General features: G+C 65.9%; 13 protein-coding genes. 2 read left to right on the forward strand and 11 right to left on the reverse strand.

Annotated features, from left to right (window positions below):
- Positions 1-66: 66 nt before the first annotated feature.
- The 10 genes from ACP153_RS01385 to ACP153_RS01430 form a co-directional block, all read right to left on the reverse strand.
- A complete protein-coding gene (locus ACP153_RS01385; protein WP_424969175.1) occupies positions 67-831 on the reverse strand; it encodes an ABC transporter permease in 765 nt (254 codons plus the stop codon).
- On the reverse strand, positions 828-1,616 hold the full coding sequence (locus tag ACP153_RS01390; protein WP_424969176.1) for an ABC transporter ATP-binding protein: 789 nt from the start codon (positions 1,614-1,616) through the stop codon (positions 828-830). Before ACP153_RS01390 ends, ACP153_RS01385 begins: the two co-directional genes overlap by 4 nt.
- A gap of 69 nt (positions 1,617-1,685) precedes the next feature.
- Entirely contained in the window at positions 1,686-2,699 is a 1,014-nt protein-coding gene (locus ACP153_RS01395) for an ABC transporter substrate-binding protein (RefSeq protein WP_424969177.1), read from the reverse strand.
- A gap of 172 nt (positions 2,700-2,871) precedes the next feature.
- Positions 2,872-4,212 (reverse strand): GSCFA domain-containing protein, encoded by a 1,341-nt coding sequence (locus ACP153_RS01400; RefSeq protein WP_424969178.1) that lies wholly within the window; start codon positions 4,210-4,212, stop codon positions 2,872-2,874.
- Between the two features lie 166 nt (positions 4,213-4,378).
- Positions 4,379-5,647, reverse strand: coding sequence for an amidohydrolase family protein (locus tag ACP153_RS01405; protein ID WP_424969179.1), 1,269 nt, complete (start codon positions 5,645-5,647; stop codon positions 4,379-4,381).
- A gap of 6 nt (positions 5,648-5,653) precedes the next feature.
- Positions 5,654-6,400: a class I SAM-dependent methyltransferase gene (locus ACP153_RS01410; RefSeq protein ID WP_424969180.1), complete on the reverse strand. Its 747-nt coding sequence runs from the start codon at positions 6,398-6,400 to the stop codon at positions 5,654-5,656.
- Positions 6,401-6,433: 33 nt separating this feature from the next.
- A complete protein-coding gene (locus ACP153_RS01415) occupies positions 6,434-7,381 on the reverse strand; it encodes an ABC transporter permease (protein WP_424969181.1) in 948 nt (315 codons plus the stop codon).
- Position 7,382: 1 nt separating this feature from the next.
- Positions 7,383-8,432: an ABC transporter permease gene (locus ACP153_RS01420; protein ID WP_424969182.1), complete on the reverse strand. Its 1,050-nt coding sequence runs from the start codon at positions 8,430-8,432 to the stop codon at positions 7,383-7,385.
- Entirely contained in the window at positions 8,422-9,966 is a 1,545-nt protein-coding gene (locus ACP153_RS01425; RefSeq protein WP_424969183.1) for an ABC transporter ATP-binding protein, read from the reverse strand. Before ACP153_RS01425 ends, ACP153_RS01420 begins: the two co-directional genes overlap by 11 nt.
- Positions 9,966-10,994, reverse strand: a complete 1,029-nt coding sequence (locus ACP153_RS01430; RefSeq protein WP_424969184.1) for a BMP family protein — start codon at positions 10,992-10,994, stop codon at positions 9,966-9,968. The genes ACP153_RS01425 and ACP153_RS01430 overlap by 1 nt, the downstream gene beginning before the upstream one ends.
- A gap of 426 nt (positions 10,995-11,420) precedes the next feature.
- Here ACP153_RS01430 and ACP153_RS01435 point away from each other — a divergent pair, with 426 nt between their 5' ends.
- On the forward strand, positions 11,421-12,428 hold the full coding sequence (locus ACP153_RS01435; RefSeq protein ID WP_424969185.1) for a hypothetical protein: 1,008 nt from the start codon (positions 11,421-11,423) through the stop codon (positions 12,426-12,428).
- 310 nt (positions 12,429-12,738) lie between these two features.
- Positions 12,739-13,317, forward strand: a complete 579-nt coding sequence (locus ACP153_RS01440; protein ID WP_424969186.1) for a sulfotransferase domain-containing protein — start codon at positions 12,739-12,741, stop codon at positions 13,315-13,317.
- Between the two features lie 101 nt (positions 13,318-13,418).
- On the opposite strand, the gene ACP153_RS01445 is transcribed toward ACP153_RS01440, so the two are convergent.
- Positions 13,419-16,898, reverse strand: coding sequence for an efflux RND transporter periplasmic adaptor subunit (locus tag ACP153_RS01445; RefSeq protein ID WP_424969187.1), 3,480 nt, complete (start codon positions 16,896-16,898; stop codon positions 13,419-13,421).
- Between the last annotated feature and the right edge of the window lie 271 nt (positions 16,899-17,169).

The following is a 17,169-nucleotide window of genomic DNA, read 5'->3' on the forward strand; positions in this document are numbered from 1 at the left end:
CGCGTCCGCGCGCTCCACATGTGGAGCGCGCCCGGGCCAAGTGCTTTGCACTTGGCAGGCCCGGTCTCAGGTCTCGGCGCGCTCGGCCCAGCCCGCGAAGATCTTTTCCAGCGCCACGACGATGTAGTAGAGGACGATCCCCAAAAACGCCAAAGCGATCAGCACAGCGAACATCAGCGGGTAGTCCGCGCTGATCTTGCCACTGTCAAAGAGATGGCCGAGCCCCTTGCCATGGGGCTCCACAATCTCCATCAGGTTTGTCCCGATGAACGCCAGGGTCACGGCGACCTTCAGCGCGCCAAAAAACTCCGGCAAGGTCTTGGGCAGGGCGATCTTCCAGAAGATCGTCGTCTTGGACGCGCCCAGGGATTGCAGGATATCGCGATACTCCGGCTCCAGCGTGCTGAGCCCGATCGAGACCGACACGGCGATGGGAAAGAACGAGATCAGGAACGCGATCAGGATCGTGTTCATGTCATGCTGACCCACGAACATCAGCGCGATCACCGGCACCACCGTCGCCTTGGGGATCGCGTTGAACCCCACCAGCAGAGGATAGAGCGCATCGCGCATGGTCCGACTGAACCCCATGATCATGCCGAGTGCGACGCCAAACACCACCGCCAGCAAGAGCCCCGCGACGGTCCGCCAGAGCGTCTGCCAGCCGTACTCAAAGAACAGCCCCCGGAACTTCCAGAAGGCAGGCCAAAGGTCGCTGGGCGAGGCCATCTTGTAATTCGGCCAGTCATTGACCCAGACCAGCCATTCCCAGAACACCAGAAACGCCAGAATGGCCGCCAGCGGGATCGCGATCTTCTGAAAGGTTCTCATTCCGCGGCCTCCGCTGTCTCGGCCCTTCCCTGGGCGACCTGGATCTCGTGGCGCAGGATCGCGAGCATATCCGTCGCCTTCTGGGTGTAGAGGTCGTCGAGCACCCGCGCCCCTTCGAAACTCACATCGAGGATATGCTGGGTCGTCGCCGGGCGCCCGGACAGAACCACCACCTGATCGGCCAGAAAGATGCTCTCGCGGAGGTCATGGGTGATCAGAAGCGAGGTAAAGGGCTCCTCCGCGCGCAAGGTATGCATGAGCTGCCACAGATCTTCGCGCGTGAAGGCGTCGAGCGCGCCAAAGGGCTCATCGAGGATCAAAACCTCGGGCTTGTGGACGAGCGCGCGGCAGAGCGAGGCGCGCTGACGCATCCCGCCCGAAAGCTCAGAGGGGCGCTTGTCCTCGAACCCGGCGAGCCCGACGAGCCCCAGCAGATGCTCGGCACGCGCGACGCGATCCTTGCGCGGCATGCGCGGGGCGACGATCTCCAATGGCAGGATGACATTGTCGAGGATCGTCCGCCATTCCAGCAGCACCGGGTTCTGAAAGGCCATCCCCACGGTGGATTTCGGGCCCTTCACCTTCTCTCCATGGAGGCGGACATCGCCCGTATCGGGCTTCATGAGCCCCGCGATCAGGCGCGTCAGGGTGGATTTCCCGCAGCCCGAGGGCCCGACCACGGCGGCAAACCCGTTCTCGGGCACCGAGAGACTGAGGTCGCGTAGCACCGGCAGCGGCCCGCTCTCCGTGCGGTAGGCATGGGTGACGCCGGCGATTTCGATCATGGCTGCGGACATCGCCGGCCCCCTTGCGTTGGGCCAGGGCGGCAGCCGCCCCGGCGCGTGGTCACGTGGTTACTTGAGCATCCGCAAAGCGGCATCTGGCAGATACGCATCCGTGAAATAGAGGCTCATATCCGGCGTGGACTGGAACGCATAATTCTCGGCCAGCTGCGCGATGGCTTTCTCCATCCGGGCCGTGTCGATCCCGCCCATGCCATTGGCCTCGGTGTAGTCGGTGACCACATTGGCCTCGATGGCGAGCTCCAGGCGGCGCTGCTCCAGCGCCACATCGGCGGCCGGGTTGCGGTCCTGAACCATGGCGGCACCGGCTGCGGGATCGGCAATCACGTCCTTCCAGCCCTTGGCCACGGCGCCGAGAAAGCCAGTCACCAGCTCGGGATTGGCCGCCGCGAACTCGGTATTGGCGATAATCGCATTACCATAGAGCTCAAGGCCATAGTCAGCCATCAGGATGGTCGAGATATCGTCTTCCGGCACGCCGAGCCGCACGAGGTTCAGGTAAGACGAGAAGCTGAAACCGGTGACCGCGTCCACCTTGCCCTCGGCCAGCATCGGCTCGCGGGTCGGAAAGCCCACAGGCTCCACGGTGATCGCATCCACATCGAGCCCGTTGGCCGTGGCAAAGGCCGGGAACTGCGCCCAGGCCCCATCGGGGGGCGGCGCGCCCAGCACGCGTCCTTCGAGGTCCTTGGGCGCCATGACCCCCTGGCTCTTGCGGCCCACAACGGCGAAGGGCGGCTTGTCATAGACCATCATCACTGCGATCACCGGCGCGCCCGGGTTCTGGTCGAGGAACTTGATCAGGCTGTTGATATCGGCAAAGCCCATGGGGAAGGCCCCGGTGGCCACTTTCGGGATCGCGTCGAGCGAGCCCTGGCCTGCCGAGATCTCCACATCGAGGCCCGCCTCCCCGAAATGGCCGTTATCCACGGCGGCGAAATAGGCCGCGGAGGGGCCTTCGAATTTCCAGTCCAAGGCGAAGGGCAGTTTGGTCTCGGCCCCGGCCGTCGAGGCAGCGGCGAGCACAGCCCCCGCCGCGCAAATCTGTGCAAAGCGTTGAAACACGCGTCGTCTCCCTGTGTTGCGGCCCCATTGCGGGCCTGATTGGGTCAGGCCCCAGGGGCCCGATCAGCGGGCAGGTTCCGAAAGGGGCGCAGGAAGGTCAAGCGCTGCGCAGGATTTTTTGCTGCATGGAACAGCATCTGCCCAAGAAACCGGCAGGGGTGGACCGCTCCGTCTAGCGCTTCCGGGCAGCTTTACGGGCCTTGCGCCCCCGGCGGAACTTGCGGCGTTTGGGAAAGCGCGTGGCGTGGAGGTCGAGATAGTCGCGCGCCAGAGGCATCCGGTCGAGCTGTTCAAGCCAGCGGATCAACCGCTCCAGCGCGCGGTGATCCTCGGTCGCCGCTTCGACCACGTCAGAGATGGCCGCGACCGCCTCGGCAATCCGGTTGTTGCGGCGGAGCGCCACCGCATAGGCCTGCTGCAAGTCCGGGCTCCCGGCTCGCTCCGGCGCGTCCTGCAACAGATCACAGAGCTCGCCATATCGCTCCATGCGGGTCAGAAGCCGGGCATTGGTGAGAAGGGCGTCGCGGCGCAGGCCGGTCTCTTCGCCCGGCATGTAGCGCGCCCGCACCTCGGCCATGATCCGCGCGACCAGATCCGGGGCCACGTGGCGAAAATCCCCTTCGGTCCAGGCCGCTGCCGGATCGCTGAGCGTCACGCATTCATAGGAGGGGAAGTAATCCACGCCCTTGGTCTCAGCCACAAAGGTCTCGACCGCCGCGCGCTGCACGGATTTCGAATAGCTGTTGGCCAAGAGGACATCCATATCCCGGAACGTGGCGCGCAAGGGCACCGGCGACACGGTCAGCAGCATGCGCAGGGGTTTCCTGCGCACCCGGAGGAGCAGGTCGTGGATCCCGCGCAGACCGGCGAGGATGTCCTCATAGCTCAACACTTCGAGCGCGAAGCGGCCCGGGAACCGCGCGCAGAGCGCAGGGGGCGGCGCGATGTTGAGCGGAATGTCGAGCGCTGTGTCGCGCCAGCTCTCCACATGGCCGAGGGTCAGGACCAGCAGGTCCGCCTCCGCCACCTGCGCGGTCACGTCGAGGACGCGCTGGCGGAAGGCGAGGATATCGGCCCGGGGGAAGGCAAGCTTGGCGGATCCCAACGTCAGGTCGCGATAGGCGCTGTCATCCTCGCGAAGCGGATAAAACAGCGCGGCACCCGGAAAGCTGTCGCGCTCCAGGGCCCAGCGCAGCTCGGCGGCCATGGAGGGCACCGTGTAGGCGTTGAAGAAATTCGCCGGATCCTCCAGCGAGGCGCCAATGGGCCCGAGCTCGAGATCCCGGCTGAGGACCCTCATGCCCGAGTTCGCCAGCGCCGTCTCGATCTCGCGGGCAAAGCAGGAGCCCATGGCAAAGATCGTGTCCTCTGGCGAGATCTGGAAACTGGGCGTGCTGGCGGGCATGGCGAGGGGATAGAGCCGTTCCGCCCCGGCCTCGGGCGCAGGGTAGCGGCGAAACGGGTTCCGTCCGGCGCGGCGGAGTACCTCCTCGGCTGTTTCGGGCACGCTCATTGGCCGCTCGCGGATCTGAGCACAGCGTGGCGCGGTCCCTGCAGGACCGCGCGGACCCGCGCGCTGGCGCAGCAGAAGCCATCGAGATCGAATGCCGGGCTCTTAAGCGCGTCCGCGCGGTGCACATGTGCACCGCGCCCCCGCCCCCAGGCGCACCAAAAGCAGCTCAATGGCGGCGGCGCACGCTGTCCGGGCGCGCGGGCAGGGTCAAACGGCTGTCATTGCGCGCCTTTTGCGCCACGAGCTTGCCCTTGGAGATCACCGCGAGCCGATCCGGGCGCAATCGCACGGCCTCAATCGGATTGCCTGCATCCAGCACCACGAGCGAGGCCAGCTTGCCTTTTGCCAGACCGTACTCCGCAAGCCCCATGATCGCCGCATTGGTCTCGGTCACCATCTCGAAACAGTGCGCCATCTCTGCAGGCGCGGTCATCTGCGCAACATGGAGCCCCATGAAGGCCACATCCAGCATGTCGCCCGTCCCCAGCGAGTACCAGGGATCGCGCACGCAATCCTGCCCCCAGCCCACGGGGATGCCCAAGCTTTGCATTTCCTTGACCCGGGTCAGCCCGCGCCGTTTCGGGTATGTATCATGCCGCCCCTGCAGCACGATATTGATCAGCGGGTTCGGGATCGCCGCGATCCCGGCTTCGGCCACCATGGGCAGCAGTTTCGAGACATAATAATTGTCCATGGAATGCATGGAGGTCAGGTGCGAGCCCGCCACCCGGCCCTGCAAGCCGCAGCGGATGGTCTCGGCGGCCAATGTCTCGATATGGCGCGACATGGGATCGTCGGTCTCGTCGCAATGCAGGTCTACGGGCAGCCCGCGATCCGCCGCGATCTCGCAAAGCGCGCGCACGGAGGCCGCACCATCAGCCATGGTCCGCTCGAAATGCGGGATCCCCCCGACCACATCGACGCCCATATCGAGGGCGCGGAGCGTGTTCGCCTCCGCCGTGGGGTCGCGGTAGAACCCATCCTGCGGGAAGGCTACAAGCTGCAAATCGAGATAGGGCTTCACCGTCTCGCGCACCTGCAACATCGCCTCGACACCCTTCAGGCTGTCATCGCAGGTGTCCACATGGGAGCGGATCGCCAAGAGCCCCATGGAAACCGCCCAATCGCAATACTCCAGCGCCCGTTCGACCATGGCATCGACATTGGTCTGGGCCTTGAGCTCCCCCCACAGCGCAATCCCCTCCAGCAAAGTGCCCGAGGCATTGATCCGCGGGGTGCCATAGCTGAGCGTCGCGTCCATGTGGAAATGCGGATCGACAAAGGGCGGGCTCACCAGATCGCCGCGCGCGTCGATCACCTGCCCGGCCTCGGCCTCAACCTTCGGGGCGATCTCGACAATGCGGTCCCCCGCGATCGCGATATCGGCCACCTGCCCGTCCGGCAGCGTCCCCCCCTGCACGAGAATGTCGATCATCCCGGCTCAGCCCCCGCTTGCTTGCGCCTCGGCGGCCTGCGCCTCTTTCTTGGCCTTGTGGGCAGCTTGCCGGGCCATCATATCCGTCTGCCATTGCCGCAGATCCGAGATGTCGCGCCCAAAGCTCAGAACGACCTTGTTTCCGACCTCCAGAATCTCGCAGCCGCTCTCGGCCACAAACTCGGTGATCGCCTTGGCCACCCCGTCAAAGCTGTAATCATCACAGAGCATCAGCCCCTCGGGCGCCAGTGCATCGCGGTAGCTGCGCAGGTCCTCGAGACAACCCTCATAGGAATGGTCGCCATCGATATAGATCAGATCCGCCTTGATCCGACGCTTGACCAGCACCGTTGCCGCCTCTCGCGAGGGGAGCGGCAGAGCGGTGATCACATCCGTCAGACCGGCATCGATCACATTGCGCATGAAGGTCGCGTGGATGGACGGGATCCCCGCCTGCATCTTCAGAGTGTCTTCGGCATAGCCCGCGCGGAGCCAGAGCCCGCTCGCCCCGAGAAACGTGTCGATGCAGAGGATATCGGTCTCGATCCCGGCCTCTCGGCAGGTCTCCGCCATATGGATCGCCGAGGCCCCTTTCCAGGTGCCTACCTCGACGATCTTGGCGGGTTTTAGCTCGGTCAGGAGCTTGGCGAAGATGCCCGCCGTGCTGCCCCAGCCCTGTCGATCGGGCGGCACGGAGGCCGCATCAAACCCGGCATAGGGGTCCTCGGTGTAGAAATAGTCGCGAAACTTCATGAGCTTGCCTGTCTTTTCTGCGCGAGCACCACCTCAGCGTGCGCCCTTGTTATAGGGCACCATGAGCGCGGCGGGAACCTCTGCGCGGCGCGACATGACCACAAGGGCGAGAATGGACAGGATATAGGGCAGCATCAGGAAGACCTGATAGGGGATATCCGCGCCCAGAGGCGTCTGTTGCAGCCGCACCTGCAGCGCGTCAAACGCCGCAAAGAGGAGCGCTCCGAGGAGCGCCTTGCCCGGACGCCACGCGCCGAACACCACAAGCGCGATGCAGATCCAGCCGCGCCCATTCACCATCTCGAAGAAGAAGGAGTTGAAGGCCGACATGGTCAGGAACGCGCCGCCCACCGCCATCAGGCCCGAGCCCACGATCACCGCTCCCATGCGGAGACCAGTGACAGAGAGGCCCTGCGCCTCCACCGCGCTGGGGTTCTCGCCCGCTGCGCGCACCGCCAGCCCTAGGGGCGTCCGGTAAAGAATGATCGCCGTCAGGATCGCCACGGCAAAGGCCAGATATGTCAGCGGCGTCTGGGAAAAGAGCGCCTCGCCCACCAGCGGCAGGTCCGACAGGAGCGGGACCTCGTAAGTCTGAAACGCCTCGATCCGCGGCGGGCTCGACACTTCGGGCAGCGCCACGCGATAGGCGAAATAGGTGGCCGACGTCGCAAGTAGGGTCACACCGAGGCCCACCACATGCTGGCTCAGCCCGAAGGGCACGGTCAGCGTCGCATGCACCAGGCCAAAGAGCATCCCGGCCATGGCCGCAATCGCCACCCCGGTCCAGAGATCGGTCCCGGAATAGACCGCCATCCAGCCCGCGAAGGCCCCGGCGACCATGATCCCCTCAATCCCGAGATTGAGCACGCCTGCCCGTTCGCAGATCAGCTCTCCCATGGTGGCAAAGATCAGCGGGCTCGCAATGCGGATCGCCGCGGCCCAGAAGCTCGCCGAGAGCAGGATATCGAACAGCTCTGCCATCTCAGCCTCGCACCACCCGGAACCGGGTCAGCATGATCGCCAGCACCATGCTCAGAAGCGCCAGCGCCAGCAGGATATCCGCAATGTAGGTGGGCACGCCCGCCGCCCGGCTCATACTGTCTGCGCCGACAAAGATCCCTGCCACGAAGAGGGCCGAGATCACCACGCCCAGCGGATTGAGCAGCGCCAGCATCGCCACGATGATGCCCGTGTAGCCAAAGCCCGGGCTCAGATCGAGGGTGAGCGAGCCCTTGAGCCCGGCCACCTCCGAGAACCCGGCCAGGGCCGCGAGCCCGCCGGAGAGGAAGGCGGTTTTCAGGATCACCTTGCCCACGGGGATCCCCGCGAACCGCGCGGCCTGCGCATTCAGGCCCACGGCCCGCATCTCATAGCCGAGCGTGGTGCGGGTCTGGATCACCCAGACCACGCCCGCCGAGATCAGCGCCAGCCCGAAGCCCCAATGGAGGCGCAGCCCCTCGATCAGGCGCGGCAGGCGCGCCTCCGCCACCAACCGCTCGGATTTCGGCCAGCCCATGCCCATCGGGTCCTTCATAGGTCCCTCGAGCAGCATGGAGACAAAGAGAAGCGCGATGAAGTTCAGCAAAAGCGTGGTGACCACCTCATCCACCCCGAGCCGCGTCTTTAGGATCGCCGGGCCCAGCAGCAGGAGCGCACCGGTCACCATGGAGGCGATCACCAGGGTCGGCAGAAGGATCCCCGAGGGCCAGGGCAAAAACCCTGTACCCAGAAGCACTGTGATCACCGCGCCGCCATAGAGCTGCGCCTCAGCCCCGATATTCCAGAGCTTGGCGCGAAAGGCGACGGCGACCGCCAGCCCGGTGAAGATCAGCGGGGTCGCGCGGTTGAGCGTCTCCAGCAGGGCGAATTTCGAGCCCACCGCCCCTTGCACAATCAGGCCCAGCACCGAAAACGGATCGCCCCCGGCCACCAGCGCCAGCCCGGAGGCCGCAATCACCGTCAGGGTCAGCGCAATCGCCGGCAGGCCCAGCGTGCGGCCCATCCCCGGGTCTGCAATCGGTTCAAGCCGCATGGGCGCCCTCCGCAAATCCATCGCCAGCCATCCAGACGCCCAGCTCCGCCGGGGTCATGGTGCCGCGCGCAAATTCGGGCGAGAGCCGCCCCTCGGACATCACATGGATCACATCCGACAGGGCCAGAACCTCGTCGAGATCCTCGGAAATCAAAAGCACTGCCGCCCCGCCATCGCGGGCCTTGATCAGCTGCTCCTGCACGTAGGTGACCGCGCCGATATCGAGGCCCCGCACGGGTTGGTTGGCGAGCACGATCCGCGGCGCATCCTCCAGCACGCGGCCCAGAATGAGTTTCTGCATATTGCCGCCGGACAGAAGCCGGATCGGCGTCTCCGGTCCCGGGCAGCGCACGTCATAGGTGTCGATCACCTCGCGCGCGAAGTCCCGCGCCGCGCCCCAGCGCATCCAACCGCGACGGCTGAACCCTGCGCTCAGATAGGCCTCGAGGATCGCGTTTTCGGTCAGGGAGAAATCCGCGATGGTCCCGGTCTTGTGTCGGTCCTCGGGGATCCGTCCGATGCGATGGGCCAGCGCCGCGCGGGGGGACCAATCCTCCACCGGGGCATTGCCGAACCGCATCTCGCCCGAGGCGGGCGCGATCAGCCCGCCGATCAGATCCGCGAGGGCCACCTGCCCGTTGCCCGAGACGCCCGCGAGTCCGGTGATCTGGCCCGCGCGCAGATCCAGCGTCACCTTGGCCAACCCCGGCGCCGCGCCTTCGCTGGGTGTGCTGACCTGAGCAAGGCTCAGAAGCGCCGGACCGGGCGTCGCCGGGCGTGGCGCCACCGGTGCGATCTCGGCCCCGACCATCATCTCTGCCAGCTTGTGCCGGTCAGTCTCAGCCGTGGCCACGCGCCCCACAACCTTGCCATGGCGCAGGACCACAACGCGGTTCGCAATGGCCGTGACCTCATGGAGTTTGTGGGAAATAAAGATCACCGACATGCCCTGGGCCACCGCCTTGCGCAGGGTGGCAAAGAGCGCGTCGGCCTCTTGCGGGGTGAGCACAGCCGTCGGCTCATCCAGGATCAGGATCCGGGCATCGCGGTAGAGCGCCTTGAGGATCTCGACCCGCTGCCGCTCTCCAACGGTCAGCGTCCCGACCCGGGCGTCCGGATCCACCTCAAGCCCGAAGGACGACGCCAGATCCGCCAGTTTGCGCCGCGCCGCGCCGGTGCCCAGGGCCGCCCGCCAGATCGATTGGGTCCCGAGGATCACATTGTCCAGCACGGTCAGGTTATCCGCGAGGGTGAAATGCTGATGCACCATCCCCACCCCCGCGGCGAGTGCCGCGCGCGGCTCCCCGGGCGGGAGCGGCTGGCCAAACACCTCCACCCCGCCCTCATCGGCGGTGTAATGGCCAAAGAGGATATTCATCAGCGTGGTCTTGCCCGCCCCGTTCTCGCCGAGCAGGGCCAGCACCTCGCCCTCGGCCAGATCAAAGGAGATCTGATCATTGGCCGTGAGCGCGCCGAAGCGTTTGGTAATGCTGTCGAGGCGCAGCACAGGCTGCGCCCCGGAAGGGCTGGTCATCAGGAGGATTTCGGCTCGGTGTCGTTGATCTCCACCGTGAAGCTGCCGTCGCGTATCGCCGCGTCGCGCGCCTTCACCAGATCCATGACTTCGGCGGGAACCTTGCCCTCGAAGGTGCCGAGCGGTGCGAGGCTGCTGCCACCTTCCTTCATGTAGGAATAGACGCCGTAATTGTCGGCCTCAAAGGTGCCCGCGTTCACAGCAGCAATGGCGGCCTGCAGGGTCGGTTCGAAATGCCATAGGGCGGAGGCGACGACCGTATCGGGGTAATCCGCCTGGGTGTCGATCACGTTGCCAATGGCCAGAAGCCCCCGTTCCTGCGCGGCATCGGACACGCCGAAACGTTCGGCATAGAGCATGTCCGCCCCGTTCTCGATCATCGCAAAGGCGGTTTCCTTGGCCTTGGGCGGATCGAACCAGGAGCCGATGAAGCTGACCTGGAAGGTCACGTCCGGGTTGGTCTCGCGCGCACCGGCCATGAAGGCATGCATCAGGCGGTTCACCTCGGGGATCGGGAAGCCGCCGACCATGCCGATATTGCCCGCCTCGGACATGGATCCCGCAATCAAACCAGTCAGATACGCGGCGTCCTGAATGTAGTTGTCGAAGACTGCGAAATTCGCGAGCCCCGGATCTTCCAGGAAGGACGAGCCCATCAGGAAGGCCACTTCCGGATAGTCGGCAGCCACCTCGCGGGCCTCAGCCTCGACGGCGAAGACCTCCCCGATCATCAGCTCGACACCGCTCTCGGCATATTCGCGCATGACGCGCGGATAGTCCGTATTCGCGACATTTTCCGAGAAGGTATAGGTGATCTGACCTGCGGCCGCGGCGGCCTCCGCGGCGATATGGATGCGGCTCACCCATTGCTGCTCGACCGGCACGGTGTAGATCCCCGCAACCTTGATCGGCTCGGCCGCGCGGGCCCCGGGCACCAGGGCACCCGCCGCCACGAGGGCCAGGGCCGAGCTGAGCAGCGCGCGCCGGGAGAGGCCCGTGCTGGGCGTGAGGGTCTTGCGGTGGGTCATGAGGTGGGCTCCCTATCGGTGTTTTTTTGTAATCCGCCCTGACGGAAAATCGGCATGCAGAGGGCTTCAAGCTGAAACCGGCGCCGAGCCGTGTCCGGGCTGGGGCGGCTTGTGCGCCCGCTGAAAGAATAGGCACGGAACAGCAGAACGCTCAAGACGCAGGCGCACGCCGCGAGACGATTTCCGTGGGCGCGGCCCAGCTTGCCGGGGCCACGAAAAAGGGCGGCACCCGAAGATGCCGCCCGTTGATCCGATGCGCGGAAGGGCTCAGTCCTCCTTGGCCGCGTCTTTCTTCCAATTGGTCCAGCCGCCTTCAGGGGCTTTCGAGGCTGCTGGCGCCTCGGGTGCTGCCGCAGGGGCTGCCTGCGCCGGAGCGGCCTCTCCGCCCTGGTTGCCGCCACCGAAACGTCCGGCGAACCGACCGGGTTGGACATTGCCGGGCGCTGCGTTGTCATCACCGCCGCCCTGAGCGTTGCGGAAGCGTTCGGCAAATCGGCCACCGCCGAAGCCGCCACCCTGTCCGCCTTGCGCATTGCGGAGACGTTCGGCCAGACGACCGCCGCCAAAGCCACCGCCCTGCTGGCCCTGGGCACCGCCCTGGGCCCCTTGGCCGCCACCCTGCCGGTTGGCGAGGAAGGCCGCGAGGCGTCCGTTGCCGAAGCCGCCCTGCCCCCCTTGTCCGCCCTGCTGGCCGCCCTGGCCACCTTGTCCGCCGCCGAAGCGCCCGCCGCCAAAGCCGCCGCCTTGCTGGCCACCCTGACCGCCCTGTTGGCGATTTGCGAGGAAGGCTGCGAGACGCCCATTGCCGAAGCCGCCCTGACCGCCCTGTTGGCCGCCTTGGCCACCGCCCTGCTGGGGCCGCTGACCGAAGCCGCCACCCTGACCACCGCCGAAGCGGCCGCCGCCTTGGCCCGCAGCCCCTTGGCCACCACCGAACCGGCCCGCGCCTTGCCCGGCACCGCCTTGGCCACCTTGGCCGCCACCGAAGCGACCGCCGCCAAAGCCACCGCCTTGCTGGCCACCCTGGCCGCCGCCGAACCGGCCCCCGAAGCCGCCCCCGGCTTGGCCACCGCCCTGGCCCGCCTGGCCACCTCCAAAGCGGCCGCCGCCAAAGCCGCCGCCCGCCTGACCGGCCTGGCCACCGCCTTGGCCGCCACCCTGGCCGAACCGGCCTCCGAAACCGCCGCCTTGCGCCTTGGCAAATCCGCCCTGGCCTGCGCCGAAACCGCCTCCGGCGCCCGCACCAAAGCGGCCACCACCACCGCCTGCGCCACCGGCACCACCAGCACCGCCCGCGGCGCCGCCGCCCTGAGCCTGTGCGGCAAAGCGACCGCGCCCGAAGCGACCCCGCAAACCGCCCGCAGGTGCAGCGCCGCCGCCAAAGCCCGTGGCCGGTGCTTGCGCGGCTTCAGTCGCCGGAGCGGCCGTCGCTGACGCCGGTTTCGCTGCGGCCTTCGCAGGGGCCTTTGCGGGAGCTTTCGCCGGAGACTTCGCCGTTGTGCTCTTGGCACGGGTGGTCTTAGCGGCGGGTTTGGAGGGGCTGGCCGGTTTCTTTGCCATGACAAAAATCTCCTGTGAGAAAGCGATCCGGGGATTTGAATGCGTTGATGTGACACAGCGCGCCTAGACGCGCCGTCCTCCTCTCCGGTATGCCGCGTTAGGGGTTTGTGTGTAAACACTCTTTGGAACCCCGCGCGGATACAGCAGCATCTTGCCCCGCGACTTTTGCGACGAAGGATCTTTCATGCACGACACTGTTGATTTTGTGGCCGTCGTGTCCGGCCTGCCCCGGTCCGGCACTTCGATGATGATGCGGATGCTCACGGCGGGGGGGTTCCCGCCGGTGGTGGATCACGAGCGGGAGCCGAATGACGACAACCCGCTGGGCTATTTCGAGTTCGAGCCGGTCAAGGCGCTGAAGGAAGATGACAGCTGGGTTGCGAAATCCACCGGGCAGGTGGTCAAGGTGATCTACAAGCTGGTCTATGACCTGCCCATCGACGTGCCCTATCGCATCGTTTTTCTTCAACGGGATCTGGGCGAAGTGGTCGCCAGCCAGGAAAAGATGCTGGAGCGCGAGGGGCTCGACCCGAACGCGGTGGATCGGGATCTGATGATCAAGCTCTTTCAGGGCGAGGTGTTCGATTTCCAGAAATGGGCGCGGGCCCAGCGGAATATCGAGATCCTCTTCGTGGATTACAGCACGATCGTGACCGATCCGGCCTCCTCCGCTGCGCGGATCGCCGAGTTCTTCGATTGCGGACTCGACGTGCAGGCCATGGCCGAGGCTGTGGACCCGTCGCTCTACCGCAACCGCGCCTGAGAGCTGCGCGTCCGCCAGCGGGGCAATTGGTCACAGGCGGGCGTCGACAGGCGCGCGGAGCATCGCATCACTGATTTGCGCGCCGCGCTAGGAGCCCGCGCCTACGGGATCCAGCCCCAGACCTCGATCAGGAAGAAGCGGACAAAGAGGCGGGTAAACGCCTCCCATGTCTTCATCTCCGCCCCGTCGATCTTGGCAAAGCCGGTCATTTCCGGGCGGAAGAACCCTTCCTCATTGGGGAACTGGGTTTTCACCCGCACCACCCGGCCGAAATCCTCGACCTCAGCCGAGGGGGCGATGGAGACCACCGTGCCCAACCGCTCTTCATCGGGGATGGCCCAGGCCTTGAGGCGGACCACGTCGCCCAGCTGGACCAATCCGATATCGGTCTCCGAGACACTGACCTCCGCCCGGGCGACCTCATGGTCTTCGATCTCAACAAACAGCTCGCCGACATTGAGATACTTGCCGCGCAGCAGATGCACGTTTTCGGAGACGATCCGACCCGGCGCGATGGCGCGCAGCTCCACCTTGTCGAGCTGATCCTGATGATAGACGAGCTCGGCTTTCAGCCGCTCGATCTCTGCCTCGGCCACGGCCACATCGGTGGTTGTGGGAGGCGCGGTGATCTCCGCATGGCGCGCCTCGGCAGTGCGCAGCTCGATCTGGCCGGTCTCGTATTGCATGCGGATCCGCTCATACTCGACCTGCGAGATGGCATTGCGATCCAGAAGCTCCTGCGCGCGCTCCGCCTGCGACAGCAGGAAGGGCAGCTCCGCCTGGGCGTGGGCGACGCTTTCCTCGACAATCGCGATCTCCTCGGGGGTGGCCCCGTCGAGCAAGTCTTCAAGCCGGGCCTCGGCCTGGGCCAGCTTGGCCCGCCGCACCTCAACCTCCATCCGCGGTTCCCAGTCGGACATCCGCGCCAGCAGATCCCCTTCGGCAACCACATCGCCCTCGGCCACAAAGATCTCGATCAGTTCCCCGGCGACGCGCGCGCCCACTTCGGAGCGGGTGTCGGGCAGGATGACGAATTCCCCGCCCACTTCGAACTCGTAGGGTTGGAAGGCCGCATAGGCCAGCGCCCCGAGAAGCACGAGCGCGCTCAGCCGGAAGATCCATTTGCTGCGCCGGGATTTGGCGGTGTTCTCGGCATAGAGCCCGGGCAAGGGGCGCGGCCCGGCCTTGGTCAGGTCCCGGCTCTGTCCGAGTGCGAGGGCGCGGCTGCCTTGGGGCACGGGGACAAGGGCGCGGCTCTGGGCGGCCGCCCCGCCGCCAGCGGCATAGGCACCAGCCCCCCCGGCCCCGCCAAACCCTGCACCGCCCCCAAAACCACCGGCCATGCCGGCGCCCGCCTGTCCGCCCCGCCCGCCCTGGGCGGCCTTTTCGGCCATTTTCTCGGCGATCACCGTCTTCATGGTCGCCTTGGCCATCTCTTCCTTCTTGGCCTTCATGGAGAGGATCCAGATGCCAAACGCCACCAGGAGCGCAAAGAAGATCGCCACGCCCGAGCCACCGAAGCGGCCCACCAGAGCGGTCGACACAAAGACCAGAAGGAAGCTCAGGATCAGCCCCGTGAAGAGCGTCGAGCCGATGATGTAGGAGACGAAGATCTTCTTCTCCCCCGGTGTCGGCTCCGGAAGGGTCATGCCCAGCTTGCTCTGATTGCCCTTGAACATCCACGCATAGGCGCGCTGCTTGAGCATTTCCTGCCGGAAATAGGTGGTCAGGTATTTGTACCCGTCCCCGGATGAGAGCGGGAAAGCCGTGAGCACAAGCGTGATCAGCGCGATTTGGGACACGAGCAGCGCCACATCCGGCAGCACTGTCTGCGAGGAGCGCGCAAAGGCCCAGAACACCGTCCCCAGGGCGAAAATCGCCAGCCGGGTGCGCATGGTCGTGGCATAGACCGCAAGCTTGCCTTCGCGTGAGAGCTTGCGCACCCCTGCCTCGTCCACCGCGAAACGCGGGATCACAAAGAAGAGCATGCGGAACCCGAAGCCTGGCGTCTCGCCGCCTTGGCGATGGATCGCCAGCCCGGTCAGAAACGCGGTGAAGAAGTTCACCGTCAGGGTCGAGGCGACGATCCGCCAGAAGAGATCGATCGCGCCCCGCGCGCTGCTGATGCTGGTGCCGTATTCCGAAAGCCGTGTGAAAACGGCCATGAAGGCAAAGATCGTCAGCGGCCAGAGCAGCCATTTGAACCAGCCCAGCCAGCCAAAGACCGCGTTGACCGCCGCAAAGAGCCCGGTCGGATTAAAAAGCGAGCGGATGCTCTTGATAGCCGGATCCGATTTCAGATCCGCGTGGCGCTCGAACTTGACCTTGCGCCCGGCAATGGCCGCGTTGGCGATTTGCGGCGCGTCTTCCTCGTGGGGCGTCCCGGGATCGGCGGGGTCTTCGGCGCCAGCACGGGCATGGGCGTCTGAACCACTCGCGGCACCAGGGTTGCCGGGCTTCGGCGTGGCAGGCTTGTGGGGGACCCCGTCACTGAGCCCGGTCTTGCGAAAGACCGGCTTTTTCGGGCTTGGTTTGGGTGTTTCCGCATCGGCACCGGAGGTCGCGGTCTCCCCATTGGGCTCGTTCGCGGGCTTGGGTGCGGCGGCGGACGTATCTGCCCCGGCCGGGGTCTCAGGCCCACGACGGCCGGCAGAGAAGCGGGAGGTCTTGGGATCAAAGCTCGGCGAGACCCGCGCAGCCTCTGCGGGCGGATCCTCCGGCGTGGGCTCCGCAGGGGCCGGATCCTCGTTCGGGGTCTCCGCAGCAAGCGCTTCCTCTGCCTCCGCTGCGGGCTCTGAGGGCTTCGGGACAGTGTCATCGCTTGGCGCAGCGCTCTCCGTCCGGGCGCTCCCGGCCTGGGTGTTCTCGATCCGAGCGCTCTCGGTTTGGGCGCTCTCAGCCGCGGTGCTCGCAGGCTGCTGAGCAATTTCCGCGGCCTCAGCCGCTTCCTTGATTTCCCTGGCCTTGGCTTGCAGGGCCTCCCGTGCGGCCATGGCCGCCGCCCGGAAGCTTGGCGGTGCTCCGCTCTCGGCAGGCTCCTTCGTCTGATCCGTCTCGGACGCGTCGGTTGGCGTCGGTTCTGGCGCAACCGGCGCGGTCTCGGAGAAAATCAGATCCTCAAGCCCGTCGATATCCTCATCCGGGTTCGGCAGCGTTTCCGGCTCGGAGGCCAACAGATCGGCATCCATCTCCGCCGCTTCGGCCTTCTCCACCGGGCTTGCACCGTCGCGCGCGGGCGGCTCGGCGCTCGGCGGCTGCGGCGCCGCGCCGTTATCCTCTAGCAGCACCCCCGCCGCAACCATCTGGGCGGCGAAGCCCGCAACGGTGGATTTGCGCACCGCCTGCCCGAAGGAGGTCTTGAACGCGGCCCCGGCCTGTTCGAAGCTCCGGCCCCGCCCCAGTTGCGACAGCAGAAAAAACTCTTCCGTACCAAGACGAAACAGCCGACCGGACTTCGCATCCTTGTAGAACCCATGAGTGCCCTTGCCCCCCTCCGACCGGGAGACCTTGGCATCTGGATTGAGTTTGTATCGTTTTGCCGGGGCCCCGTCGGGGACCAGCGCTGCATTGCCTCGGGGCATGGGTCCCGCCTGCTAAAAAACACAATCGGCCTTAGGGTTTAATTTCCACAACACTGCCTGTTTTTCAATCGCAGAGCGTGTCGCAGTTGACTAATGTTGCGCGGAACACGCGCCCCACCGGCCAATGACCCCCTAGGACATCTGTTTCTACATTGCCGACAGTTTACTGCTATTTGGTGTGCGCTCTGCGGTTTTTTCGCCTGCAAAACGACGCAGTTCGTGCAAATGCGTAGATCTTAAGCTAGAATTCACCCTAGGCTTGCGATGTAGT

This window comes from Dinoroseobacter sp. S76, assembly GCF_049801095.1.
Taxonomy (GTDB): Bacteria; Pseudomonadota; Alphaproteobacteria; order Rhodobacterales; family Rhodobacteraceae; genus Dinoroseobacter.

Coding starts and splice junctions, on each gene's coding strand:
- ACP153_RS01390 (WP_424969176.1), bottom strand. CDS start 1,616: ATGATCGAAATCGCCGGCGTCACCCATGCCTACCGCACGGAGAGCGGG.
- ACP153_RS01425 (WP_424969183.1), bottom strand. CDS start 9,966: ATGACCAGCCCTTCCGGGGCGCAGCCTGTGCTGCGCCTCGACAGCATT.
- ACP153_RS01430 (WP_424969184.1), bottom strand. CDS start 10,994: ATGACCCACCGCAAGACCCTCACGCCCAGCACGGGCCTCTCCCGGCGC.
- ACP153_RS01415 (WP_424969181.1), bottom strand. CDS start 7,381: ATGGCAGAGCTGTTCGATATCCTGCTCTCGGCGAGCTTCTGGGCCGCG.
- ACP153_RS01440 (WP_424969186.1), top strand. CDS start 12,739: ATGCACGACACTGTTGATTTTGTGGCCGTCGTGTCCGGCCTGCCCCGG.
- ACP153_RS01420 (WP_424969182.1), bottom strand. CDS start 8,432: ATGCGGCTTGAACCGATTGCAGACCCGGGGATGGGCCGCACGCTGGGC.
- ACP153_RS01405 (WP_424969179.1), bottom strand. CDS start 5,647: ATGATCGACATTCTCGTGCAGGGGGGGACGCTGCCGGACGGGCAGGTG.
- ACP153_RS01410 (WP_424969180.1), bottom strand. CDS start 6,400: ATGAAGTTTCGCGACTATTTCTACACCGAGGACCCCTATGCCGGGTTT.
- ACP153_RS01400 (WP_424969178.1), bottom strand. CDS start 4,212: ATGAGCGTGCCCGAAACAGCCGAGGAGGTACTCCGCCGCGCCGGACGG.
- ACP153_RS01385 (WP_424969175.1), bottom strand. CDS start 831: ATGAGAACCTTTCAGAAGATCGCGATCCCGCTGGCGGCCATTCTGGCG.
- ACP153_RS01445 (WP_424969187.1), bottom strand. CDS start 16,898: ATGCCCCGAGGCAATGCAGCGCTGGTCCCCGACGGGGCCCCGGCAAAA.